Source organism: Tenacibaculum sp. M341 (assembly GCF_004337695.1).
Lineage (GTDB): Bacteria > Bacteroidota > Bacteroidia > Flavobacteriales > Flavobacteriaceae > Polaribacter.
Genome location: NZ_SJXJ01000008.1, coordinates 206,222 through 231,454 on the forward strand (window position 1 = coordinate 206,222; position 25,233 = coordinate 231,454).

The following is a 25,233-nucleotide window of genomic DNA, read 5'->3' on the forward strand; positions in this document are numbered from 1 at the left end:
TATTTAAAAAAATAAATCGGAACAAACTTTTCAGTCTATCCCGATTTATGAATTTAATGTGATAAACTTTATTTTTTAGAATCAATTAATTGATTAACTAATTTTTTTAGTTTTTCAATTTCTTTATTTTGTTTCTTTAATGCCTTAATTTCACTTTCCTGTTTCTTTAATCTTTCTTCTTGATTTTTTAAATCTTTTTCTTGCTGAATAGTATATAAAGTTAATTCCTCTACCTTTTCAAGTAACTTTTTGTTCATCTCACCAATTTTCACTCCATTTTCTTCTACTTCTTTAGCAGATGGAATGTTAGCTAAATGACCTTTCTCTTTAATATGTTGTTCAACTTCTTGCAAAGTAGGTAGTTTGTGGTCATTTGTAAAAACATAATCAGGCCAACTTGATCTTAGTTTTACAGTAACTTCTTCTGAAATCATTTTTCCAGCAATGGCTAATTTATAATTATTATTACTTTTTACACCGATACCAACATTTCCATTTTCACCTAACATCATAACGTCAATATATTTATGTGTTAAATTATCATTGTGAACACGGAAAAACATTCCACCTCCATAATGTTTTTGATCATGATTGTCTGCAAAAATTCTATCATTTGCCTGATGACCGATTTGTATATTAGTGTAAGGAGAAGCAACTGCATCTAATTTTGCATGACCATTTATATCTAATTGAGTTGAAGGATTAGATACTCCAATACCTAAACGACCTCTTTTGGTTAAACGAATGTGAGCACTGTTAGCAGCTGCCCCTGGTACTTTTATATCTGTCCAGTCACCGTTAGTATTGTCATAACCAGTCTTAATAATATCTTTACTTTGCCAATTAGAAAGATTAACCATTAATTTAGTTCCATGATTATTATACTGTAAAGAATTGGTCAAAAATAAACTACCATCCGCTCTAAACTGCAAAGCTTTTCCCCATTGACCAGCACCATTAACTAATGGAGCGACATACATTGTTGTTCTGTTATCGTCAGGTGTATGAAACATCCAGCTATTAGAACCTCCGCTAATAAAATCTTTAGCAAGAATATTACCATTGATATCAAGTTTTTGAGATGGAGTTAAAGTTCCAATACCAACATTACCTTGAGTTCCATAAGCATTAGGGTCTAAAATGATGTGTCCTTGAGAGGAAAGTTTTAAATTAGTTTCTTTACTTGTAGTAGTTGATCTAGTAGCTTGAATTTCGAAGAAACCATCTTCTTCCGTTTTAAATCTGGCTAATGAATTACTTCCTTCTATTCTTAATTTCGAGTCAGGATTAGTAGTCCCTATTCCCACATTACCTTGAGTATTCATACTAAGCTCTCCATTAGCGGTTTTTAAAAGTAAACCATAATATCCAGCTAATTGAACAGATTCATATTGAGAACCTAATAAAACATCACTTCTTCCTAAACCATACCATGGACTATTGTTAACTTTTATAGTTGGTTGAATTATAGGGTATTCAGTTTGTGCATTTAAATGTGCGCCAAGAGAAATCATAGCAATCGCTAAAATGATCTTTTTCATATAATAAGTGTTAAAAATTTGGTTGCAAAAGTATAAAATTCAAATATTTAAAAAAATAAATCGGAACAAACTTTTCAGTCTATCCCGATTTATTTTTGAGAATCAATTTCTTGATTTTTATTGTTAGATAATTTATTCCTTTTCGCTCATTTTCTTTACATAATCTGTGATTATAACAATTTGTGTAGCGCCTACTTTACCTTCAATGTATTTAGCGTTCTCACGGTCTAACGAAATTCTTCGAACGGCTGTTCCTTGTTTAGCAACCATGCTAGAACCTTTTACTTTTAAGTCTTTAATTAAAACAACTGTATCACCAGCTTGTAAAATAGCTCCGTTAGCATCTCTATGAATGATTTTTTCGCTTTCATCTAAGTGATCTCCACTTTCTTTGGCAAAACGTAATTCCTCATCATCTAAATACATCATGTCTAGTAGATCCTGAGGCCAACCTTCTTTTTTAAGTCTGTTAAGCATGCGCCAAGCAACTACATTTACAGCACTAAATTCACTCCACATACTATCATTTAAGCAACGCCAGTGATTTGCATCCATAGTTTCAGGATTTTCAATTTGAGATTTACAAGTATCACACACTAATAAGCTACCGTCAACACCCCCTGTAGAAATAGGTGGAACTTCATAAACACTTAAGTTATGGTCTGCACCACATAATTCGCATACATTTCCGCTTCGTTTTTGTAAATCTTGTATTAAGCTCATACTTTAATTTTAAAGTTGTAAAAGTACATTTTTAAAAAGTGGATTAACAAGAAGTGTCAGCAATAATTTTCCATTTATTATTTATTTTTTTGAAAATAATCATGAAAACACCGTTGGTATTTCCTTTTTCTCTAGACAAGTGATATTCGCCCATTACATAATAGCTTTTATTTTCAATTTTAGAGATATCATTCACTTTAAAAGTAAGTTTTCCAGTATCAGCTTTTGTAGGATAATTCTTAATATAATTATCTAACGTTTTTTGCCATCCGTAGGTAATTCCGCTTTGACCATAAAACTTTAAAGAATCAGATTTCCAATATCCAGCCATAAACCCTTCTAAATCATTATTAGACCAAGCTTGCTCTTGTTGTTTCATAAGGGCAATAATTTCTTTTTTATCATTTTCTTCGGATGAATTATTAGTGCATGAATAACTTAAAATGATTAAGAGTACTAGTAGTTTTTTCATTTGTGATGTTTATAGGTGAAAGATATGGTATATTTTTACAATGATCAATTAACAATTATCAGTATATTCAATTCTAAATAGGATGAGGGGATCAGGTCATTGATCATTGATCACCGAAAACCGATAATTGTAAAATATGTTTTTAGAAAGTGAAAGATTAATTATTAGAGAAGTTAGGGTAGCAGATGCTCCTTTTTATTTTGAAATGTATAATGATCCTGATTGGATTAAATATATAAAAGACAAAGGGTTGAGAACTCTAGAGCAAACAAAAGAATATTTAGAGAAAGTTTTACTGGAAAACTCAAAACTAGGCGGACTTGGTTTTTTCTCTGTAGTATTAAAAGAAACGAATGAAATTATAGGAACAACTTCTGCTTTACAACGAGAGAAGTTAGAATACATTGATATAGGTTATGCATTTTTACCTAAAGGAAGAGGTAAAGGATATGCAAAAGAGGCTGCTCAATTAACAATGAGGTTTATTAAGGATAAGTTTCAGCAAGAAAAAGTATATGCATTTACCTTACCAGAGAATGAAAGTTCAAAAAGATTATTAGAAAGTTTAGGGTTTGTTTTTATTGGAATGAAAACTGTTTTTGAAGGAGAAGAAGATTGTGTATTTGAATATGTGTTTTAATACAATGAAAATTGAAAAATTACATCATATAGCTATCATTTGTGCTGATTATCAAAAATCAAAAGAGTTTTATACAGAAGTATTAGGGTTTAAAATTGAGCAAGAGGTTTTTAGAGAAGAACGTAATTCTTATAAATTGGATTTATCATTAAATGAAACATATCTGATAGAATTATTCTCTTTTCCAAATCCACCAAAAAGATTGTCTTTTCCTGAAGCAACAGGTTTAAGGCATATTGCTTTTGGAGTTAAAGATTTAGATGCCTGGATTCATTATTTAAAATCTAAGAACATAGAAGTTGAGGTAGCAAGAATAGATGAGTTTACAGGAAAAAGATTTACTTTTTTTAATGATCCTGATAACTTACCTATTGAGCTTTATGAATTATAGGCGGTGTAAGAAAAAAAAATGTAAAAATGTGTTTTAAAAAACGGGTAAATGAAGTTAACAGCTAATGATATTTTAGGTTTTATATTGTCATTAATATTGATACCTGTTCTTTTTTGGGTAATATCCATCCAGGTAAGGGAGAAGTTTCCTAAAGCTAATGATTCTTTTAAAATGAAAAAAGTTGTAATAATAAGAAAGAAGAACGAATCGTATGAAAGAGGAAAAGACATTTTTATTAATGAAGGTTGTGTGAGTTGTCATAAAATTCAAGCTAAAGATGGTTTTCGAAGAGGAGTAAAAGATAGATATGAAATAGAATGGCTATTTCAATACATAAGAGATGAACAATCACTTATTGATAAAAAAGATAAACTTGTTTTAAATTTAAATTCTGAGTTTAAATGGACAAATAGTGATCATAACAAAAATCATTTAACAGATGAACAGTTAAATGATTTGTTAATTTATTTGGATGGTAAATAAAATTATATACCTAAATATAAGTCAATTAAACCTTCAGGAGTTGTAACTTCAATGGTCTTATTCTCACGATCTACTTTTTGAATAAAATCATCAATCATTGGAATAAAAACTTCCGTTCCATCTCTATCAATTTCAAATAAAGGCTGTGCAGCACTATCATTAATATTTATGATAGAGCCAACTTCACCAAAAGTTGAGTCTTTAACAGTAAAACCAATTACTTCATGATAGTAAAACTTATTACCCGTAAGTTTAGGAAGTAAAGAAATAGGTAAATAAATACCCGATTTTAATATAGCTTCAGCATCTTGTTCTGTGTCAATATCTTCAAATTTTACGCGAAGCATTACTCCTTTACTTAAAGAAGATTTTGTAATGAAAAAAGGAATCAAGTTATTGCCGAGATCGACAAAAACTGATTCCAAATTTCTGTACAGTTCAGGTTCATCAGTATCTAATTTAATAACTACCTCGCCTTTGAAACTGTGTTTCTTCACGATTTTGCCAAGGTAAAAACAATCCTTTTTTTGCATTATCGTTGTGTTTTTTTACTCTTCGCTATCACCACCTTCTTCAGTAGCAGCATCTTCGCTATCTACAACAGGAGCTTTTGCAGCAATACGAGCTTCATTAACAGCTTTCTCAGCTTCTAAAGCTTTTGCTTTAGCCTCTTCTTGAGCTTTAGCTAAACCGTCAACTTTACCAGCTACTTTACCAGCTTTTTCATCTAACCAAGCAGTAAATTTAGCTTCTGCTTGCTCTTCAGTTAAAGCACCTTTTCTTACACCACCAGCTAAGTGATTTTTTAATAAAGCACCTTTGTATGATAAAATTGCTCTTGCAGTATCAGAAGGTTGAGCACCATCTTGTAACCACTTTACAGCAGCATCAACATCTAAGTTAATTGTAGCTGGGTTAGTGTTAGGGTTGTAAGTTCCAATCTTTTCTAAAAAACGACCGTCTCTTTTTGCTCTTGAGTCAGCAGCAACTACCCAATAAAATGGTTTTCCTTTTTTACCGTGTCTTTGTAATCTAATTCTTACAGGCATACTTGTTAAATTTTAAGGTACGCGACCTTGTTTATTAATCTATTAATTATTTTCAAAAATATTTAAAAACAAATTTCAATATTTTGAGAGCGCAAATTTATGAAAATCTTTTCTAAAAAAAGAGTCTAAATTTATTTATTTAAAAATAAAAAGCATCTGTTAATCAGATGCTTTGAAAAAATTAAATGGTGTGATTTATTAAATTACTCTAACACTAACAGCGTTTAATCCTTTTTTTCCTTCTTTTAGTTCAAACTCAACTTCGTCTCCTTGTCTAATATCGTCTACTAAACCTGAGATGTGTACGAAGTATTCTGTTCCTGAGTTTGACTCTGTAATAAATCCGAAACCTTTAGATTCATTAAAGAACTTTACCGTTCCTTGTTTCATTATAAAATGTATTAAATTAAAACGCAAATATAACTTTTAATTGGTTGTTTTAAAGATCTTTTTAGTTTATTTTCAAATATTTACAAAAAGCAGCTTAGTTTCTTTGTTAGAATGTTAACAAATAGCTTATTAGATTATCTGTTGTTTAGGTATATAATTGTTTGTTTGCTCTATTATAGCGTCTTTGGCAGCTTTCTTCTTGTGTTTAATCAGTTCTTCGTCATTTTCTAAATCATCAAAAGCTTTCGTATTAATATTAATTTCAGCTTGAATGATTTTTTCACGTTGATCTATTTGTTGGTGTGACCATAATTTTACTTCAGATTCTTGATTTTCTAATTTATAATCATATTCACTTTTGCTACTAATTAATTTAGTGAAAATAGGAGAGGTTTCAATAGCTAAAAACAATAGAAATATAAAAAAAGAAGGAAGCCAAGGAAGTTTATTCAAAGCATTTACCCTAGCCATTAAACCATCAAAATTTGAAATTATAGGTTGTGTATTTGTTTCGTTATCTTTTTGTTGTTGAGTTAGAGTAGCAATTTCATTTTCTTTTTGGGTAATTTTTTCATTGTTATTTTTTTTAAGTTCTGCTAATTCAGATAAAGAAGTATCATGTTTTTCTCTTTTTTCTTTATAAACAGGACCTTTACCTTTTAATTTAGTTCCTTTCCTTCCCTCAGCTTCTGCAATATATGTTTCGTAAAGTCCATTAGTTTCTTTTTCTTTTTGATCTATTTCAGCTTTTAAGTTTGCAATTTCAGATTGTATTTTAGTAATTTCAGGCGTATATCTTTCTGCAATTTGATTTTTATTATCAAGAGTCATTTGATTTTTCTCAGTAAGTAATACCTGATTGATTTCTTTTTCGAAAATTTTTAACTCTAAAGGTTTTGATATAACTACGGCAATGATAATTGCTAAAATTAGTCTTGGTGTAGCTTGGATTAATTCAGAACTAAACTTATCCTTTTTTCTGAGTGTCGCAACAATATATCTATCTAAGTTAAAAATTAAGAGTCCCCAAATAAAACCAAAGAATACAGAGGTGTATATATTGTCAAATACTGTAAAAAGAGCGTAGCTAGAAGCTATAAAAGCCATAATTGCTGTAAAGAATACGGTAGCTCCAATTCCAGCAAATTTATTTTGTTCTCCGTTAGAACAATTTTCGATTAAATTTAAGTCAGCACCAGAACATAATATAAAAAAACGTTTAATCATTGGAAGTCTTTAATAGTATAAACGATTTTTAACGAGTTATGTTACAAGTAAAAGCCCCTTTTTAAGAGGCTTTTAACATTCAATTATTTACTAGTAATATAAATTCGGTTTTTCCCTTTTTTATTTTTTCGAATATCTATTTTGGCAATTTTATCAACATCTATTTTTTTAGCTTCTTCTCGAGTAATAATTTTTCCATCCAAGTAGATGTCTGCATCTATATGTTTAGGAATTAGATTCTCTACTTTTTTTGGCGTATGCTTCTTTTTGTTTTGTGCATATTCTCTGGTAGAAAATTTAATGATTTTTTTATCACCTTTTTCTTTAGATAAAAGATGTAAACCTTTTTGATTCTTAATTAAGGATTGTATTTTTCTATAAGATACTTTCTTGTCATTAAAATAGAATGTAGCATCTTTATTATCATGAATCAATTCAAGAGGTTTAGGAGGTGGTGGAATATTACTAATTTCTCCTTTTCTAACTACTGGTGGTATAGGTTTTGGAGGCGGAGGAATATTAGTAATGTCCATTTCTTTAACCGTTGGTGATTTTGGTTTAGGTGGTGGCGGTATGTTGGTAATATCACCCTTTTTAACCACCATAGGATTTGGACTCCCTTTTCTTTTAAATTCGCTAATAACTTTTCCGTTTTTATATACTTTTTCAATAATATGATCAGGTATAACTTCATCAGAAGGAGTTGTTTCACTATTTAATATATTACCATTTTTGTCAACTAATTGACCAAAACGATTAAAATACCTAGTGCCTTCTTCATTTTTAATGTAATATAATGTTTGCTGATTTTTATCATAAAATCCAGTTTCAAACCTATTTGGAATACTATCTGTAGAGGTTTTAAAATTGTCAATTACAGGTTTGTTATTCTCTTTGGCACTAACTTTTTTAGAAAAAAGTAGTACAAAAGTTAGTAATAAAGGCACTATTGCCAGTTTTTTTAAAATGATTTTTCGATGTGAACTTTGTTTATTCATCATAAGTAATCTTTTTTTAGTTAATACATAATTCAAATTACTGGCCAAGTAATATTCGTTTTTCCAACTACTTTTGTCTAATAATAAGTATTGGTATTTAGGTATATTTTTATAGGTTTTAATTACTGAATTGTCAGCAATAAATTCATGATTTAATTTGATTGCTTTTTTTAGAAGTATTATCAAAGGATTTATCCAGAAGATTATTTGAAATAATTCAATTAGAATAATATCTAAAGTGTGTTTTTGAGTAGCATGAGTTAACTCATGATCGTAAAGTTCTTTCTCTATCTCAGCGTTAACGTGTTCTTTTTTATTTACAAAAATATAATTCCAAAATGTATGAGGTGAAATTTTATCCTCTACTAAAACAAGAGTTGCTCTGTTTATTTTGTGTTTTGAATTTTTGTTGATTAATGAAATTATTGAAAGTAAGTTTTTAAGAAATCTAACTAAAAAAAGTGCTGAGATGATTAAATATATGCCTATTAAAACATTCGTATAATCAAAATGATTTTGTTCTATTATTTCCGATTGACTAATATTTATTTGAGAAACAATTAAGGTATCGTTTTCAATAGCTTTAGTATACATTGTGTAAAACGGAACTAAAAAAGAAAATGGAATACAACCCAATAAATAAAATCGATTGAATTGATGCATTTTTTCTCGCTCTAAAACCAAATGATAAAAGGCAATAAATAATCCCAAACAAGCGCTTACTTTCAATACATATAAAATCATTTTTTCTGCTTTTTAATTTGTTTGTCAATTATTTCACGTAATTCTTCTAGTTCGGTAACAGATAAATCTGTAGCTGAGGTAAAGAAAGAAGCAAATTGAGAAGCTGAATCGTTAAAAAAGTTTTTAATTAAACCATTCACATGCTTAGAAAAGTAATCGGATTTTTTTACTAGTGGATAATATTGTCTCGACTTACCAAATAATTCAAAGCTTATAAACTCTTTATCTTTCATTCTTTTTAATAAAGTAGCTACAGTTGTAGAAGCAGGTTTAGGTTCAGGAAACTCATTTAATAGGTCTTTCATAAATGCTTTTTCTAATTTCCATAAATACTGCATTATTTGCTCTTCTGCTTTTGATAATTTCATCTGATCTCAATAATATTATTATTCTTGCTCTACAAATGTAGAAATAAAATTTTAATTCTACAAATGTAGAAGTTAAGCGATTTAAAAAAACTCATACTAATTAAACAGTATGAGTTTTTACCAATAAAGAATTATTGAAAGGTTTATTCTTGTTTGGTGTAATGTATAAAAGCTTCTTCAGCTTTAATTATTTTATTAAAATACTCTTTTAAATATTCGTATTCTAGGCTATGATATGCTTCTTTATTTAGTGAGTATTTAAAATATATAGTTAATCCATCAGCTGTTTTCTTGCTATTTAATAGTAAGCGTCCTCCTTTGTTAGGTAATGAAACGGCTGTGTTTTCAGGGTATTTGGTTAAAGTATATCCTTGAGGAGTTTTTATATCTATAAAGTAAGACTTAGACCATTTATACCCGAAATTTACAGGATAGTTACGCTCTTTTAGCTTGAAAGGATTCTTGGTAATTCTATCAATAACAAAAGGATTTATTTTAAATTTAGTTGAGCTTTTTTCAATTTCAGAGTCTGGAACATTGAAGTTGTAATTAATTTTAAAATCTTTAGGATCTTTAGTGTTAAATTTAAGACTGTCAATTTCTAAATCAGGATAAGTTTCTTCAATTTCTTCCCATAATTTTTCGTCACCTATTTTGCTAAGTTTGGTTCTTTTGTTTAGTGCAAAATAACCTTTATACGATTCTTGAATACTTCCAAAAGGATTTAATTCTTCATCGAATTTAAATATCACTTTTTTAGATGTGGACGAATAATATTTAGGTGAAACAGTTTGCCATTCTCCTCCTTTTTTAAAATCCAATAATCTTCCTTCACCATTTAAAGTTTTAAAAGGAAGTTCTCCGAACAGAAGGTTTTTGTTTGAAATATCTAACAAATAATCTTCACCGTTAACTGTAGTTTTAACAATAAAATAATTAAAGTCGTCAGTAGTAGGGTGTAGTTTTGTAACCATTCCGTTTTTTCTAGTTGAAAGCGCTATGATGTGGGCATCAATATCTACAGCTTTTAAAGTATTAAAAAGGATTAGGTTTAAAGCATCTACACTACCAGTTTTGCTCTCATAAGATTCTTTAACTCTAAGTTTAGTACTTCTATGTTTTTCATTCCAAGTTAATGTATTTTGAAGATGTTTGAAAATCGCTTTTACTTTTACTAGTTTATCTTCTATAGAAAAAATTTCTTGAGGAAGTTTTTTTCTGAAATAATTCTTTTTGGAGGTTTGATTATCTAGGAAGTACTTTTTTAAAGTTCTATCTGCATCTTCCCATGTTGTTACATAATCATTAACTCTACCATCAATATGAGTATACGATTCGAGTTCAAAAATTAGTCTAGACATGTAGTTTTTAGAAGCAAGCATGTAATCTTCTTTTTTAAAAGCAGGCACAGAGTCCATACCAAATTTTAAGTCTAAACAATCGCCCGTTTTTATACCAGGTATTTCAAGACATAGTCTTTTGATATTACTTTCTTCTCTGTCAAGTTTTTGAAAACCATTTATTCGAATGTTATATTTCCAATTCCCCGGAATCAAAGCGGTAAAATCACTTTTTATTTTTGGAATTGATGATTGAAAATACCAATCATCAATTGAGTGTCTGTATGGAGAAAAGACACTATATGAATATTCTATAACACTTCCGTCTTTTACGTTAGGTAATGTAAAACTCATCTCAGTCCATAGATCAGTATTCTTTTTTTTATATATTTTATCTTTAGTTAGATAAATCTTTTTTACGTTGCCTTCTTCGTTGGTATAAGAAATCGCTTTAATGTATTTAACATATTCATTTTTATATAAATCGATAGTAATTGTAGCTCTATCTATTTCTGATTTGTCAAAAAATTTAATACGTTTATATATGTCTCTTCTGAAGTTGTAATTATTTTCTTTATCAACAGAAAAGTGTCCTTTTTCTTCTAAAACAACAGCTTTAGTAGTAGAATCTTTTTCGTAACTAATCATTTCAATTTCATCACGAGTGGTTTTGTTTAATTCATAACCTTTTCTGGTTTGAGCGTTGACTCTAAATAATAAAATTAAAGTAAAAGAAAGAATACAAATTTTTAAATTCATAATTAATAAAAGCTAAAAACATGTATCGATTTTAAGATACATGCTTTTATTATTGCTTAAGTTATTTTTTGATTAATACAATTTTTTCATTTTGCTTAGCTATCATCTCCGAATAAAATTGTTTTATTTGTTGGTAAACGATAGGTGATATTTTGGCGGAGTTGAATTGTAAAATTGAATTTACTTGGACTCCTTTTTTACCTTTTATAGCTTGAAATTTGAAAAAGCCTAAATTTTCAGGAAGCCCAATAGCCATTTGTTCTGGCAAAGATTCAATTTCGTAACCTTCTGGTATGTCAATAGAAATTTTATAGCTTTCTTTCCATGGAGAAACAAAATCTATAGGGAACGATCTTTTCTCAGATTTAAAAGGATTTTTTTCTCGAGTTAAAAAAAGTAAAGGGTTTATATACAATTTACCATTAATTTCTTCTACCAAGTTGTCAGATGAAAACTTGAACATTTGACTTACAGGTTTGCCTAATGTGTTTTTGTTAGATAATTTATAATTGTCAATTTCAATTTCATGTTTTTCTTCTAGGTCAGAAATGATTTTATCATCATCTAAATTGTTCAATCTCTTTCTTGTTAATAATGCATTTAATTTTTGTTCTTTTTTTCTAACAAATCCTTCCATAACACCTTCTTCATCTAAAGAAACTTTTATAATATGTTCTTCAGAAGAATGTTGTTTAGAAGTAAGTTTAACCCAAGAAGAATAACCTTCTTTAGTAATTTTTCTTCCATTCCAATTTAAGGCTCTTGCAGGTAAATTGTTAGGAGAACTGTAAGGTTCTGTAGCATCTAGTAATATATAAGATCCACTTTCTAGTTCTACCATGGCAATCACATAATTAAAACCATCAAGTGTTGGAAATAAAGGGATACTATTGGTAATTGAACTAACCAAAACAGGATTTGCTTTTAAACCTGCACTTTGTAACATAGAAGTAAGTACTAAGTTAACTTCAGCTACATTACCAACGCCATCTTTATAAGCTTTTTTAACGCCTTCGCTTACATATTTTCCATAATTACCATTCCATTTTATTTTTGATTTTACAAATTCAAAAATTGTTACAGCTTTTTGAATATCGCTTTTAGCATCAGTTAATATGGTAGTTAAATCGTCTTTGTAATAACTTGTTTTTTCTATTTCTTTACCAAAGTTGGTAGACTTGTATATCTGTTTACTTACATCTTCCCATGTAGTAGCATAATATTTTGGAGTGCTATTAGGGAATTTAGTGTAAGATAATTCGTATTTAATTCCACCTTTATAGGTACGTGGACTCACTAAATAAGGCTCGCTATCAGGAAAAGCAGGAATGTTTTTAGCAAGGTATTTGTCTATGTTTTTTGTGTAATCTATTGATGATTTATGAAACGTAGTATTAGTTACATATTTTCCACTTCTTGTTTTAGAGCTAAATGTTATTTGTCCTCTTTTCTTAGAACTCACAGGAGGAATGCTAAAATATCCTTTAGAAGCTTTTTTAAAGTAAAAATATTCTGGAGCCTCAATAGTTATATCAAGGTTTTTAATAGGAATTGTATGTTGAAATTGTACTTCATCAATATTGCTTACAAAAGGAGAGCTAATCGTATATTTTAAGTCAATAACGCTACCTTCTTTTACATTAGGAAAAGCTATTTTTACAATATTTGTGTTTTTTGAAGTTTCTTCTCTAAAGTAGTGCTCTTTTTTTAGCTTCGTTTTTTCAACTTTACCATCTAAATTATTAAAAGTATATCCTTTAATGTTGGTAGCTTTTTCTTTATTGCTATTATTTCTGTATAAACCTATTTCAAAGTTAGCACGATCTAAACCGTCTTTGTTGTATATTTTTATTCTTTGATGTATTTCAGTGATTAAATTAAAACCTTGTCCTTGGGTATAACTGTAAAAGGTTTTTCTGTATTTGTAAATGTAAGCTGCATTCGCACTAGAGTCTGTAGGATGCATTTTTTCTTCTAATTCTTCTTTAGATACTTTTCCAAATTTAAATTCTTGAGCATTTACATAGCAAGTAAATAGAATCATTAGTGATGTAATGATTTTTTTCATAATTTTTTATTTAAAATGTTTCGGGTTATTTTTTTAGTAAAGCAATTCTTGAATTTTCTAGTTTAGCAATACTTTTTCTGAATTTTCTGTAAAGTTTATAATCCTCTTTTGGGTATATACCGTCTTTAATTATTATTTCCTTTTTGTATGTAATAGTTCTGTCATCAATTTTTTCAATTTCAAGAGTATAATTTCCAAATTTAGTTTCTAAAACTTTTTTCTCTGGAAGTTGTTGAAATGTATAATTCTCAGGGATAGTAAAAGTATATATGTCAACATCTTTGTAACCTCTATTTATTTTAAGAGGTAAATTTCTTGTTCTGTATCTTTTAGGAATGAATGAATTCTTATTGAAAACATTTAATCTGAATAATAATTCATTTTCGTTGATACTAGCGTATTCTCTAATGTCTAAGTCAATTTTTTCATCAAAAACAATATTCTCTTTATTGTTGTTTAGTTTAATAGAGTTTATTGTTAGGTTATTATTGTAATCCCATACAGTAGACTTGTAATATTTTTTTAAATCTTCTTGTGATTTAGAATCTATAGTAAACTTTTGATCGTATTGAATACCTTCAGAAATAATATGAACATTAGCTTTTAGATTACCATTATCTAATAACTCGATATTAGCTTTTGTTGTTTGAAGATTGTCTTCATTTTTATAAGCAGGAGTTCTTTTAATAACACCGCCTTCAGGTGTAACAACTAAAACATTTCTGTCATCAGTAAAATCACCTAAAAAACCAAAAGGCATTTTTTGACTTGTACATTCTAACCAAACATCTTTTCCATTATTAGGAATATTTAAAATAGCATGGTTTCCTTGAATAGAAGTGAAGTCTTTATTAATATCTCTTCTATTATTTGCGTATACAATAGTATAATTTGCTTCGACACCTACAGCATTTAATAATGCTTTAGTGTAATTAGTTAATCCTTTACAATCACCATAACCTAATTTGTCTACTTCATTTGCAGGAATAGGTTCCCACCCACCAATACCAACTTGTACACTAATATATCTGGTTTTATCTTGCATGTATTTGTAAATTATTTTCGCCTTTTCAATATCGTTATTAGCATCTTTAGTTAGTTCTTGAACTTTATTAATAGTTGCTGGCGACAAAGTAGTTTTTTCTTTTAGTAGTTTTGAGTACGTCCATTTTCCGAATTCTTTCCAATTAGTAGCAGTACCAGGAACTTTTTTTAAGGTAAAGTTATTCAGGGCAACTAATAATTCTGGCATTAAATCCACAAAGCTTAAAGAGTTTCTTTCGTTTTCAATAGCTGATAACTTTTCAGCTGTATAATGAATATTAGTATCAGAAACTTTTTTAATTGGATATTTTTTAAAGTTATTTTCCTTTGTTTTAATTTCAAAGTTGTTAGGATTTATAACTTTATATTCACTTTTTTCTACAGAAACATTAAATGACTGAACAGGATACCAAGTTGGTATGAAACCAGTAGAAGAGGTTTTATATTTAGATTCAAATACAACAGTGTATGGGTATTTAGTAGGAGTATAGTCAATGTACTTTACTCTATTATCCGAATAAAGAGTTCCTCCGCTTACAGCGCTAACATCTTGGAATTTACTTTTTGAGAACTTTTTTATTTCTTCACCAAATGAATCGTAAATCTTTGCAGATAATTGAGTTATTTTAGTGTCATTATCATAGTATGCATATGTGTCAACTTCATTGTTGCCTAATTTATTTAGTACAGTAATAATTCGTTTTGTTTTTACATACATTACATCTATACTTTCTATAGTAACTTCTGTGTAATGTTCACGAACTACTGCATTTGCATCTTTTTTTAGTTCTTCAGAAATAACAAAAGCAGAAAGCGATATTTCTTGTGCTTGACAAATAATACTAAAAAGCAGCAGGAAGAATAGGGGTATTCTTTTCATAAGTTATTTTTTTTGCCGCAAACTTATGAAAAAAAATGAATAAGAACTTTAAATTAAGTAAAGTTTTTATTCATTTTTATAATATTAAGTGTTTTTAATGTGTTTAAAAACAGTGTTTTATTTTTAAGTTAAGATAATTCAGCAAAGTATTTGTAAAAATAAGGAATGGTTTCTATACCTTTCAAATAATTCCAAACGCCAAAATGTTCGTTAGGAGAGTGAATTGCATCTGAATTAAGTCCGAATCCCATTAAAATTGTTTTACTTTTTAACTCTTTTTCAAATAAAGACACAATTGGAATACTTCCACCGCTTCTTTGTGGAATTGGAGTAACACCAAAAGTTTCTTCGTAAGCTTTACTTGCAGCTTGGTAGCCAATATTATCAATAGGAGTTACGTAACCTTGTCCTCCATGATGAGGTGTAACTTTTACTTTTACACTTTTCGGAGCTATTTTTTCAAAATGATTTTTGAATAATTCGGTAATTTCCTCCCAATCTTGATTAGGAACTAAACGCATAGATATTTTTGCATACGCTTTAGAAGCAATAACCGTTTTTGCTCCTTCACCAGTGTAACCACCCCAAATACCATTTACATCTAAAGTAGGTCTAATAGAATTTCGTTCGTTAGTGGTATAACCTTTTTCTCCATGAACATCATCAATATCTAAAGCATTTTTATACGCTTCTAATGAGAAAGGAGCTTTACCCATTTCATTTCTCTCTTCAGTACTTAATTCTTCAACTTTATCATAAAAACCAGGAATGGTAATATGATTGTTTTCATCATGCAAAGAAGCAATCATTTTAGAAAGAATATTAATAGGGTTTGCTACAGCGCCACCGTATAAACCAGAATGTAAATCTCTGTTAGGACCAGTAACTTCTACTTCAACATAACTCAAACCTCTTAAACCAGTAGTTATAGAAGGTATGTCGTTAGCAATCATTCCTGTATCAGAAATTAAAATTACATCGTTCGCTAATTTTTCAATATTTCTAGGAACAAACCACGCTAAACTTTCAGAACCAACTTCTTCTTCACCTTCAATCATAAACTTAACATTACAAGGTAAGTTGTCAGTTGCAGTCATGTATTCTAGGGCTTTAACATGCATGTACATTTGCCCTTTGTCATCACAGGCACCTCTAGCGAAAATAGCACCTTCAGGGTGTATGTCTGTTTTTTTAATGATAGGATCAAAAGGAGGAGCATCCCATAAATCTAAAGGATCAGCTGGTTGAACATCATAGTGACCATATACTAAAACAGTAGGTAAATTTGGATCAATTATTTTTTCACCATAAACAATAGGATAACCAGGAGTTTCACATAGTTCAACGTTGGTACATCCAGCTTTTTTTAGTGCATTTAAAATAGAATCAGCAGTATTTAAAACGTCTTGAGAATAAGCAGTATCAGCACTAATAGAAGGAATTTTTAACAATTCAATAAGCTCATCAATAAAGCGTTGTTTATGTTCGGTAATATATTGTTGTATAGTTTGCATAAAAGCTCTTTAAAAATTATGCTAAGTTAATTTTTTTTAATGAAAAAATAATTAGCTGTTTTTCATTAGGTTAAAAAAAAATTGGGAAAAATATGCAATAAAAAGAATATTTGAGTTTGAAATATAAATACTTTGCTTATATTTGCAACCGATTTTAATAATTGCGGGCGTGGTGGAATTGGTAGACACGCTAGACTTAGGATCTAGTGCCGCGAGGTGTGAGAGTTCGAGTCTCTCCGCCCGTACTGAAAAACCGAGATATTTTTATCTCGGTTTTTTCATTTTTAAGATTTTCTTCAACTTTATAAAGCATCAAAAGAGTCTTTTCTAAAAAAAACAAGAAAAAGTTAGGGTAGATTTTATTTCGGATGTATTACTAGCAATAATAATCTTTAAAAATAATTTTATGAAGTTTTTCAAAAATCTACTTACTCTTAACTTAATGCTATTTATGTTTATTTCTTGTAATGATGATACAGATGTTGTAGATCCAAATAATACAGCAGCTTGTAGTCCTGTTGATTTTATAATCAAGGAAAATAAAGGATTGGATATTAGATTTGAAGCAGAAAAAAAAGATGGGTATACGTATACTTATGAGATAACTCAGAAGAATCCAGCAGGAGAAACCAATACTAGTAAAGAGGTGAGCCAAGGTGATAACTTTTTTGTTTGGGGAGTTGGAGAAAGTGAATATGAAGTTTGTTTAAGTGTTAAGAAAGGGGCTAATGATACATGTAGTGAAGAGAAAACATGTAAAACTCTTATTGTAACAGCCAAAAATATAGTTGATGCAAATAAATCTGAAACAGAAAAAACAGAAGTCATTAAAGGAAATGACGGGAAGTATAGGTTGAGATTTTTAGATAAAGATGGAAATGTTGTTGAGTAAGAAGTCTAAGAATCTTTTAATTTAACCTATTTTCTTATATTGAATAAATATGCTAAGGTCTTGATAAGTTGTTTAAGTGATAATTTATCAAGACTTTGTTTTTAAAATACTCTAATTTATAGAGAATAAAAAAATGCCTTTCAGAAATTAGTAGATTAATTTCAAAAAAGACATTCTTATCAATGGGGAAATGTATGTAGTTTTTATTTTTTTACAAAGCGTTTTACGCCTGTTTGTCCTTCCTTAGTAGTTATTTTTAAAATGTAAACGCCAAAAGTTAGTTTTTCAACATTACAAGATTTAGTATTCTTAGCGTTTAAAATTTCAGATCCTTGTATGTTGTAAATTTTCAATGATTCAACTTCTTTATCTGATTTAATATTAAGTGTATTGGTAACTGGATTCGGTGCAATTTCTGTATTTGTTAAAATAAATTTATTGTCTTCGTTAGAAGCAGTAGCATTGCAATCTTCATTAAAATTAGCAGTAGTGTCTTTAATGGCACTCCAGTTGTTATCGCTAATTGTTTTGTTATCTACTTGAATACATGTTAATGAAGGATTAGAAGTGAAGTTTGTTAATGAAGCATCTATTTTAGTGTTATTTCCATTTTTTAAATCGACTGAAGTAAGTTGATTATCGTTTGCATAAATACTGTAAAGTTCAATGTTGGCTGATAAATCAAGTGTTGATAATCGATTATTTGAAACATCTAATATTTCAATAGCTATATTTGATTCTAAATCAATCAGATTTAACTTATTAGAGTTAAGATATAAGTTCTTTAATGCTGTAGCATCTGTTATATTTATTGTTCTTAATTCGTTGTTGTTTAAGTTTAAATGAATTAATTCACTATTATTATCAAGACCTAAATTAGAAATATCATTGTCTTGAAGATATACTTCTTTAGCTTTACTATTCGATAAGTTCAATGTTTGAATTTCGTTGTTTGAAGCATCTAGGTATGTCAAGTTATCATGAACATAAAGGAGGCTGATAGCATTATCTGAAGCGTCTAAGCGTTCCATTTTATCATTATTGTCAATATCTAAAATTCTAATTTTATTGTTCTTTACATTTAAAGTCTCGATGTTGTCGCTCAAGTAGATGTTTGTAATTTCATTGTTAGAAGCATCAAGCGTTTTTAGTTCATCATTATTTAAAACACTAAAGTTTCTTAATTTGTTATCGCTAACATTAATTTCTTCAAGACTATTTGGTAAGGAAATAGAAGTAAGGTCGTTTTTAAAAGCTTCTAGTTTTTTTAAATTACGATTACTGCTTAGTGTTAAGGTTGTTAATTTGTTGTTTTGAACTTTTAATTCTTCTAAAGCAGAAAAACCTTCTATTCCTCTTAAATTTTCAATTTCTTTATTTGATACATCAAGAGATGTTACATTTTCAATATTTCTTACTAAAACTCTTCCGTCAATATCTCCTGCATCTATATTTAAATCTATTAAAACTTGTTCAAATTTAGGGTCTCTAATTACAGTAACACTACCGTTACAGAATGTATCGTAACTTGCAGAATCATCTTTAAAAGCAGTCCAGTTAGTATTACTATAGTCTTCGTCATCAACAAGAATACAAGTTAGTGCAGGGTTGTTTTTAAAGCTAGATCCTGCTGCACCTGTAGTAAAGTTTGAGTTGTTTCCGTTTCTTAAATTTAACTCTGTTAAGTTGTTAGATTCAGCACTCACATAAAATAATTTTCTGTTTCTGTTTAAAGCAAGTGAGGTTAGTAAATTTCCATCGATAGCAAGAATCTCTAAATCTCTATTGCTGTTTAAGTTAATGGTTTTTAGTTTGTTATTAACTAGGCTAATAGTCTTAAGGTTTGATGGCGTGGTGATTTCTTCTATGTTGTTTTCATCGGCATAAAGCGATTCTAAATTGGATAACGTTAAAATAGTTAACTCATCTAATTGGTTGTTACTAACATCAAGATTGGTTAGCATAGGACTACCAAGTAGGTAGATTTCAGTTATACTATTATTTTTTAAGAATAACTTTTCAAGTTGAAAATTGTTTCTTAACTCAATGCTAGTAATATTATTGTCGCTTAATGACACTTCTTCTAATAAACGATTATTAGTTAAATCTACAATTGTTAAATCATTTTCAGAAGCATTTAAAATCTCTAAAAGAGTGTTTCTTTCTAAATCTATTGTACTAATTTGATTCTTATCAATTTCTAATAGTTTTAGTTGTCTATTTGTTTCAAGATTAATTTCTGTAAGCAGATTGTCTGAAACGTATAAACTTTCTAGAAGCACACTTTCAGATACATCTAGTAGGTTTAGTTGGTTGTTTTTTAGGCTAACATCCTTTAGAAGAATATTTGACAAAGTTAAATTTTCTATTGAATTGTTAGATAAATTTAATGTTTCTAAACTCACATTTTCTGATAAATCTATACTTTCAACGGCATTGTCATTTGCTTTGAAATTTTTTAGAGATACAAAACCTTCAATACCAGTGAAATCTGTGATGTTTTTATTGGACAAATCTAAGTCTTCAACTGAATTGATGTTGGTTGTAAGTACAAGATTGTCTAAATCACCGCTGTCTAAACCGAGATCAATTAAAGCCTGTTCAAAATTGTTGTCAGGAATGTTTGTGTGCTGAGAAAAAGCAATATTAATACTGGAAAAAAATAGTAGAAATAATAGTTGTGGTTGTAAATTAGTTTTCATCTTTCTGTTTCTGTTTTCTGTTTTTCGTAAGTCAAAATTAGCGAGGAAATTTTAAGAGAATCTTAAGGAAATCTTAAAAAAAACATAAAGAAATATGGAGTGAAGATTTTAGCTAAAACCCTATAAATCATATGGGGTTTTAGGTTTTTATTCTTTGGTTTTGATTGTCAGTTTTTTGAGAGTTTATTTTAACAAAAATATTTTTTGTTTTTTAAAAAGACCTACTTTCTTACCTTATGTTAAGAAATTGTTACGAGGTTAAAATGGAACCTGAGGAGGTTATGAAACAGATTTTAAACGTTAAAAAAATAATGTTTTATTGTAAACTTTTTAAAAGCTCTTTCGAGTTTTGGTACTGATAATTTTTAGGATTAGAAGTTATCTGAGTTAATATAGAATTTAGAGAGTCTTGTTTTTGTTGTTTTAAATAGACTAAAGCTTTGTACCAATTTGCTTTTTTTGCTTGTAAAGTATTAGAATTTTGTAAAAGTTTAAACTGAATTAAAGCATTGCTGTAATCATTCAGTGCTAAAAAACAAAAACCATTGTAAGAAAAGCTTAATGAGTTAATTTGAGAACTATTGTTGTTTTGGTATTTAGAGAACAAGGAAGATGCTTTTTTAAACTCTTTATTCTTAAATAAGAGTTCTCCTTCTGTTAAAAGAGAATTCTGATTGTCATTTCTGTTAATTAATGATGGTAAGCTTTGTATTTCTTTAGCTAACAGAGTCTCATATTTATTTGTAGTATTGTTTTTATTTAAAAAGAAAAAAATCAATGGGATTGCTATAATTAATGAAGCAGCTGCAGTTAGTTTTACAATAATATTTTTTAGGTTTAATGTTTTTACATTTCTATTTTCAGCAATGACTTCATTTATAGTGTTGGTAATTTCTTTTGCATTATTACTTGTTAGGTAATTCTTTAAGTTTTGAGCCTTTTCTTTTTGTATTGTAGAAGTAGGTAAATTATTCCAGTGATTACTGTAGATAATTCTCATTTCTTTTTGAAGTGTAAAAGCTTCTTTTAAATCAGTGTTTGTTTGTAGTTCCTTTTCAAAAGTATTGATTTCGTCTACATTCATTTCTCCGTCTAGGTATCGGTCTATTTTTTCTAAATAATCACTCATTTTATATTAAATTTTTATACCTAAAATCATTTTGTATTGCTTTTGTTAACTGAGATTTACAATTAAAAATACGCTGACGAACCACGTTGTCAGATTTGTATCCTAACTGATTCGCTATTTTTTTGTAGGGAGTTTTTTGAAAGAAAAACTTTAAAAGAGTTCTACAGTTCTCTGAGATCTCATTGAGTTTTTCTTGAAAAAGTTCCCATTTTTCTTGTTCCAGCGTAGCTAAAACTAAATCATCATGTTCACTAAGTAGTTCAATAACCTTTGAATTTGTTACTCTAATTTTTCTTTTATTTAATTCACGTTTCCATAAATTGGTGCTTGCTACGTAAATAAAACCTTCTAAAGAGCTTTTAATTTCAAAAGGGTTTACATTGTATCTAGAGATAATTTGTATGAGTGCTTTTTGGAAAATATCTTCAGCATCTTCAATTTGCCCATTATTTTTAAGAACATAGCTTTTAATTTTTGGAAATAAGTTAAGATAAATATGATGTATTGTTTTTTTATTTCCTTGTGCTAATTCTTTTAATGTGATTACTTTATTGTCTAACATCGTGGAGAAAAATAACACTTTTATTTATTTTATCTATTTTTGGGAGTAACTTTTTTAGAAGTTGGGGAACTTCACATAAACATAAAATAATTAAAAATGAGAAAAATAATTTTACATGTAGTAATGTTAGGGGGTATATTATTACTATTAAGTTGTGAAGAAGAAATGAATGTGAGTAAAGTAGAAACTATAAGTGAAAAAGTGTTTTTTGAGAGGTCAGAGTTACCAGAAGGAGCAATTAATGCTGTAGAGTTTTTAGGAGATGAAAATCAGTTAAATAAAAAAAATCACAAAGTTCAAGAGCGCTAATACCAGGAAAATTTTATAAAAGACATTTTGTATTGTTTCCTTACGATTGGACATTTGCTGATAGGAATCGTTTTTTACAAGAAAAAATTATAGAGTTAGGACGTGATATATATGTTGTTCCTGACGATTGTATGTATGTTGATACCTGGTTTATTGAGTCTGAAAATCCTAATCTAGGGCAAGATGATAGAGATAAAAATTTAATTGTAGCTTCAGATTCAGATGATGATATTGAAGTTGATGATAATGGACCAAGAGGGATTAATGGTGAAGAAGGAGAAACAGTAATATATACAAGTTGTGAACAAGTACCTTTACCACCAACGACTATTGATGTAATTATTATAGATAATGATGATGACGGCGATAACGATGATGACCCAACTCGACCAATAGAATAATATTAATGAGTTTATCTATATTTTTCACAAATGAACACATAAGAAAAGTGGTTTTAGCCATTTTTCTTGTGTGTTTTATTTTTGCTGGTTTTTCCCAGGAAACATCTTCGGTATTTGATTCTATTCATAAGTTGCCAGAGGAGAATATGGATAAACTCCCTATTTACAGAAATTTGTTTGAAAAGTATAGAAATAATAATGATTTCAAACAGCTGGGTTCAGAGGCACATCAATTAGCTAAGTTTTTGTATAAAGAGAATATAGATAGTGCTATTTTTTATAATCAACTAGCTATTGATGCTAAACTTAAAGTAGACTCTTTAAATTTTTGTTCTTTAAAAAGAAGTTATTTTAATGCAGGTTTTTATCATAGAAAGAAGAAAGAGTATGCAAAAGCAATAGAAGCGTGTATAAATGTTTTAAAATTTCCTGATTGCGAAGGGTTTGATGAAGATTCTAAAAAATTTATAATGTATTCTTATGTGAAAAGAGGAGATGCTTATTTTAAAAATAAAGATTTTTACTTGGCAGCATCTGATTATGAAAAATCACTCGCTTTTATTGATGTGAGAAAGGTAAATCATTTAATAAAAATTTATACAAAAGCAGGAAAGGCAAATAAAAATATCAGAAGCAAAACTTCGGGTAAAAAAGCATTAGCATATTTTTTAAAAGCAGATTCAATTTATAGTAACAAAAAGAAGAGGAAAGAAATTGAGTTGATTCATATTTATCAAAATATTGCAGGTCAATATGTTCAGAATGGAAGTGGTTTAGAAAAATCATTGACTTATTTCAATAAAGCCTTAATGTTAGCTAAGAAAATTCAAGATTCTTCAAGTTTAAAAAGTATTTATTTAAACATGGGAATTGCTTATCAGAAAAAAGATTTAAAAAAATCTCAATCCCTTTACAAGGAATCTTTGAAGTTTCAGCAAAAAAATGATCAATTAAGAAAAAGAACTCTTTTAGTACTCGGTGAAAACGCATCATTAGGGAAAAGTTATTTAAAAGCGCAACAATATTTTTTAGCTTCACTTTCGTTGTTTTTAAATAAAGAAATTAAAGAAGAACCAGAAAAGATTACTACAGATGAGTTAAATGAAGTATTGGATAAAGAATTGTTGCTAGAGTTGTTTAGAAGTCAAATGGAAAACTGGGATAGATTGCTTTTAGAAAATAGTAGTACTGAAGTTGCTAGTAAAATTATCAAAAAAGCTAAGCAAGCGGATCAGTTGATAGATATAATGCTGAAACAAGATTTATCTCATGATTCAAAATTGTTATTAAGAGATTTAGCTTCTGAAATTTACATATTAGGTTTAGAAGCTTGCTATCAATCAAAAAACATAGAAACAGCATTTCATTTCATAGAAAAAAACAAAGCACTTTTATTATTAGGTACCGTAAGAAATGAAAAGAATAGACCGAAAAGTAATCAATCTTATTTTTCAACGCCTAACTTCACAAAAGTTCTAAGTGTCAATGAAGTTGAGGTAAAACAGGATGAAGTAGTTTTGAATTATGTTATGGCTGAACGATTAAGGGGAAAGTTGCCACATGCTTACGGTTTGTGTTTAACCAATAATAATAAGATATTCTTTAAAATAGAGGGGACAAATCTTTTAATAAATAGTGTAAAGCAATTAAGAAATGAATTAAATCAACCTTTTGAAACAGAAGAAGATCAAAAAAACTATTTCAATATAGCTAATGAAGTATACGAATTATTAATTCCTAAAAATATTCAACAAGAAGTTCAAGGAAAAAAGATCGTGGTTTTGGGTGATCATATTATCAGTTTTGTTCCTTTTGAAGCTTTAATTACAGATAAAATTACTAGAGAATATTTAATAGAAAGAAATGAAATATCCTATGATTATTCGTTGACATTTAAAACAGAAAACAAGATTGTAAATAGTGAAAAGATAAATGATTTTCTAGGGATAGCTCCCATAGATTTTTCTGAAGAATTGATACATTTAAAAGAAAGTGAAAAAGAAATAAAAGAAGTAGAGAAATTATATTCAGGAAAGTTGTTGACTAAAAGTAAGGCTTCTTTGAATAATTTTGTAAATCACGCAAAAGATTACAAAATTTTACATTTAGCTACTCATGCAGATGCATCAGATTCAATAAGTCCATGGATTGCTTTTAGTGATAGAAAACTTAATTTAGTAGATTTTGATACCATTAAAACCAATGCAGATTTAGTATTACTTAGTGCATGTAATACTTCCGTAGGAAAAATTAAAAGAGGAGAAGGTGTAATGAGTTTAGCTAGAGGTTTTTTTGCTTCCGGAGCAAAAGCAGTAATTCCTTCTTTATGGAAAGTAAATGATAAATCTACAACTCTTATTACTTCAGAGTTTTATAAAAACTTAAGTAAAGGACAAACAAAATCTAAGGCATTAAGACGTGCAAAACTCAAATATTTGAAAAATAATATTGATGCAGAGGCCTCTCCTTATTATTGGGCTTCGTTAATTGTTGTAGGAAATACCGATACTATTTCTTCTAAAATGAATTATTCGTATTACTTGCTTGCAGCTGCTCTACTATTAATTCTTTTATTGTTTTTGTATTATAAGAAAAGAAATAAATAAG

The 25,233-nt window shown here is 28.7% G+C and carries 23 protein-coding genes and 1 tRNA gene; 8 read left to right on the plus strand and 16 right to left on the minus strand.

Annotated features, from left to right (window positions below; all coding sequences use genetic code 11):
• Positions 1-68 precede the first annotated feature (68 nt).
• The 3 genes from EYW44_RS11115 to EYW44_RS11125 all read right to left on the minus strand — a co-directional run bounded on the left by EYW44_RS11115 (position 69) and on the right by EYW44_RS11125 (position 2,736).
• A complete protein-coding gene (locus EYW44_RS11115; protein WP_132723741.1) occupies positions 69-1,541 on the minus strand; it encodes a hypothetical protein in 1,473 nt (490 codons plus the stop codon).
• A 132-nt stretch (positions 1,542-1,673) separates the two neighbouring features.
• Positions 1,674-2,264, minus strand: a complete 591-nt coding sequence (locus EYW44_RS11120; protein ID WP_132723742.1) for a PhnA domain-containing protein — start codon at positions 2,262-2,264, stop codon at positions 1,674-1,676.
• Positions 2,265-2,307: 43 nt separating this feature from the next.
• The gene (locus EYW44_RS11125) at positions 2,308-2,736 is read right to left on the minus strand and encodes a YybH family protein (RefSeq protein WP_132723743.1); all 429 of its coding nucleotides are present in this window, start codon (positions 2,734-2,736) and stop codon (positions 2,308-2,310) included.
• 136 nt (positions 2,737-2,872) lie between these two features.
• Between EYW44_RS11125 and EYW44_RS11130 the strand changes: the two genes are divergently transcribed.
• Genes EYW44_RS11130 through EYW44_RS11140 form a run of 3 tightly spaced genes read left to right on the plus strand, consistent with a single transcriptional unit; the run spans position 2,873 to position 4,250 of the window.
• Positions 2,873-3,376, plus strand: a complete 504-nt coding sequence (locus EYW44_RS11130; protein ID WP_132723744.1) for a GNAT family N-acetyltransferase — start codon at positions 2,873-2,875, stop codon at positions 3,374-3,376.
• Between the two features lie 4 nt (positions 3,377-3,380).
• Entirely contained in the window at positions 3,381-3,767 is a 387-nt protein-coding gene (gloA2, locus tag EYW44_RS11135; RefSeq protein WP_132723745.1) for an SMU1112c/YaeR family gloxylase I-like metalloprotein, read from the plus strand.
• Positions 3,768-3,815: 48 nt separating this feature from the next.
• A complete protein-coding gene (locus EYW44_RS11140; RefSeq protein WP_132723746.1) occupies positions 3,816-4,250 on the plus strand; it encodes a c-type cytochrome in 435 nt (144 codons plus the stop codon).
• A 2-nt stretch (positions 4,251-4,252) separates the two neighbouring features.
• Here the strand turns inward: EYW44_RS11140 and rimM are convergent, their stop codons facing one another.
• The 10 genes from rimM to EYW44_RS11190 form a co-directional block, all read right to left on the minus strand.
• Positions 4,253-4,783: a ribosome maturation factor RimM gene (gene rimM, locus EYW44_RS11145; protein ID WP_132723747.1), complete on the minus strand. Its 531-nt coding sequence runs from the start codon at positions 4,781-4,783 to the stop codon at positions 4,253-4,255.
• Positions 4,784-4,798: 15 nt separating this feature from the next.
• The gene (locus EYW44_RS11150) at positions 4,799-5,299 is read right to left on the minus strand and encodes a 30S ribosomal protein S16 (RefSeq protein WP_132723748.1); all 501 of its coding nucleotides are present in this window, start codon (positions 5,297-5,299) and stop codon (positions 4,799-4,801) included.
• 198 nt (positions 5,300-5,497) lie between these two features.
• On the minus strand, positions 5,498-5,689 hold the full coding sequence (locus tag EYW44_RS11155; protein ID WP_132723749.1) for a cold-shock protein: 192 nt from the start codon (positions 5,687-5,689) through the stop codon (positions 5,498-5,500).
• A 129-nt stretch (positions 5,690-5,818) separates the two neighbouring features.
• Positions 5,819-6,916: a DUF4407 domain-containing protein gene (locus EYW44_RS11160; RefSeq protein ID WP_132723750.1), complete on the minus strand. Its 1,098-nt coding sequence runs from the start codon at positions 6,914-6,916 to the stop codon at positions 5,819-5,821.
• A gap of 83 nt (positions 6,917-6,999) precedes the next feature.
• A complete protein-coding gene (locus tag EYW44_RS11165) occupies positions 7,000-8,658 on the minus strand; it encodes a M56 family metallopeptidase (RefSeq protein WP_132723751.1) in 1,659 nt (552 codons plus the stop codon).
• On the minus strand, positions 8,655-9,026 hold the full coding sequence (locus tag EYW44_RS11170) for a BlaI/MecI/CopY family transcriptional regulator (protein ID WP_132723752.1): 372 nt from the start codon (positions 9,024-9,026) through the stop codon (positions 8,655-8,657). The genes EYW44_RS11165 and EYW44_RS11170 overlap by 4 nt, the downstream gene beginning before the upstream one ends.
• Positions 9,027-9,169: 143 nt before the next feature.
• Positions 9,170-11,125, minus strand: a complete 1,956-nt coding sequence (locus EYW44_RS11175; protein ID WP_132723753.1) for a DUF3857 domain-containing protein — start codon at positions 11,123-11,125, stop codon at positions 9,170-9,172.
• Positions 11,126-11,186: 61 nt separating this feature from the next.
• Positions 11,187-13,193, minus strand: a complete 2,007-nt coding sequence (locus EYW44_RS11180) for a DUF3857 domain-containing protein (protein ID WP_132723754.1) — start codon at positions 13,191-13,193, stop codon at positions 11,187-11,189.
• 25 nt (positions 13,194-13,218) lie between these two features.
• On the minus strand, positions 13,219-15,117 hold the full coding sequence (locus EYW44_RS11185; protein WP_243643644.1) for a DUF3857 domain-containing protein: 1,899 nt from the start codon (positions 15,115-15,117) through the stop codon (positions 13,219-13,221).
• A gap of 128 nt (positions 15,118-15,245) precedes the next feature.
• Complete coding sequence (locus EYW44_RS11190) at positions 15,246-16,631, minus strand: dipeptidase (RefSeq protein WP_132723755.1); 1,386 nt, start codon at positions 16,629-16,631, stop codon at positions 15,246-15,248.
• A 163-nt stretch (positions 16,632-16,794) separates the two neighbouring features.
• Here EYW44_RS11190 and EYW44_RS11195 point away from each other — a divergent pair.
• Together EYW44_RS11195 and EYW44_RS11200 are read left to right on the plus strand one after the other, a co-directional pair.
• Positions 16,795-16,876: transfer RNA gene (locus EYW44_RS11195), tRNA-Leu, on the plus strand.
• Positions 16,877-17,037: 161 nt separating this feature from the next.
• On the plus strand, positions 17,038-17,523 hold the full coding sequence (locus EYW44_RS11200) for a hypothetical protein (RefSeq protein ID WP_132723756.1): 486 nt from the start codon (positions 17,038-17,040) through the stop codon (positions 17,521-17,523).
• A gap of 203 nt (positions 17,524-17,726) precedes the next feature.
• On the opposite strand, the gene EYW44_RS11205 is transcribed toward EYW44_RS11200, so the two are convergent.
• The 3 genes from EYW44_RS11205 to EYW44_RS11215 form a co-directional block, all read right to left on the minus strand.
• Positions 17,727-20,225, minus strand: coding sequence for a T9SS type A sorting domain-containing protein (locus tag EYW44_RS11205; protein WP_132723757.1), 2,499 nt, complete (start codon positions 20,223-20,225; stop codon positions 17,727-17,729).
• A 316-nt stretch (positions 20,226-20,541) separates the two neighbouring features.
• Positions 20,542-21,354 (minus strand): tetratricopeptide repeat protein, encoded by an 813-nt coding sequence (locus EYW44_RS11210; RefSeq protein ID WP_132723758.1) that lies wholly within the window; start codon positions 21,352-21,354, stop codon positions 20,542-20,544.
• Between the two features lies 1 nt (position 21,355).
• On the minus strand, positions 21,356-21,916 hold the full coding sequence (locus tag EYW44_RS11215) for an RNA polymerase sigma factor (protein WP_132723759.1): 561 nt from the start codon (positions 21,914-21,916) through the stop codon (positions 21,356-21,358).
• A 96-nt stretch (positions 21,917-22,012) separates the two neighbouring features.
• Here EYW44_RS11215 and EYW44_RS11220 point away from each other — a divergent pair, with 96 nt between their 5' ends.
• From EYW44_RS11220 to EYW44_RS11230, 3 genes are read left to right on the plus strand one after another with little or no spacing between them, the layout of a single operon-like run.
• Positions 22,013-22,225, plus strand: coding sequence for a hypothetical protein (locus EYW44_RS11220; RefSeq protein WP_132723760.1), 213 nt, complete (start codon positions 22,013-22,015; stop codon positions 22,223-22,225).
• Positions 22,226-22,257: 32 nt separating this feature from the next.
• Entirely contained in the window at positions 22,258-22,626 is a 369-nt protein-coding gene (locus EYW44_RS11225; protein WP_132723761.1) for a hypothetical protein, read from the plus strand.
• 5 nt (positions 22,627-22,631) lie between these two features.
• Positions 22,632-25,232, plus strand: a complete 2,601-nt coding sequence (locus tag EYW44_RS11230) for a CHAT domain-containing protein (RefSeq protein ID WP_132723762.1) — start codon at positions 22,632-22,634, stop codon at positions 25,230-25,232.
• Position 25,233 lies beyond the last annotated feature (1 nt).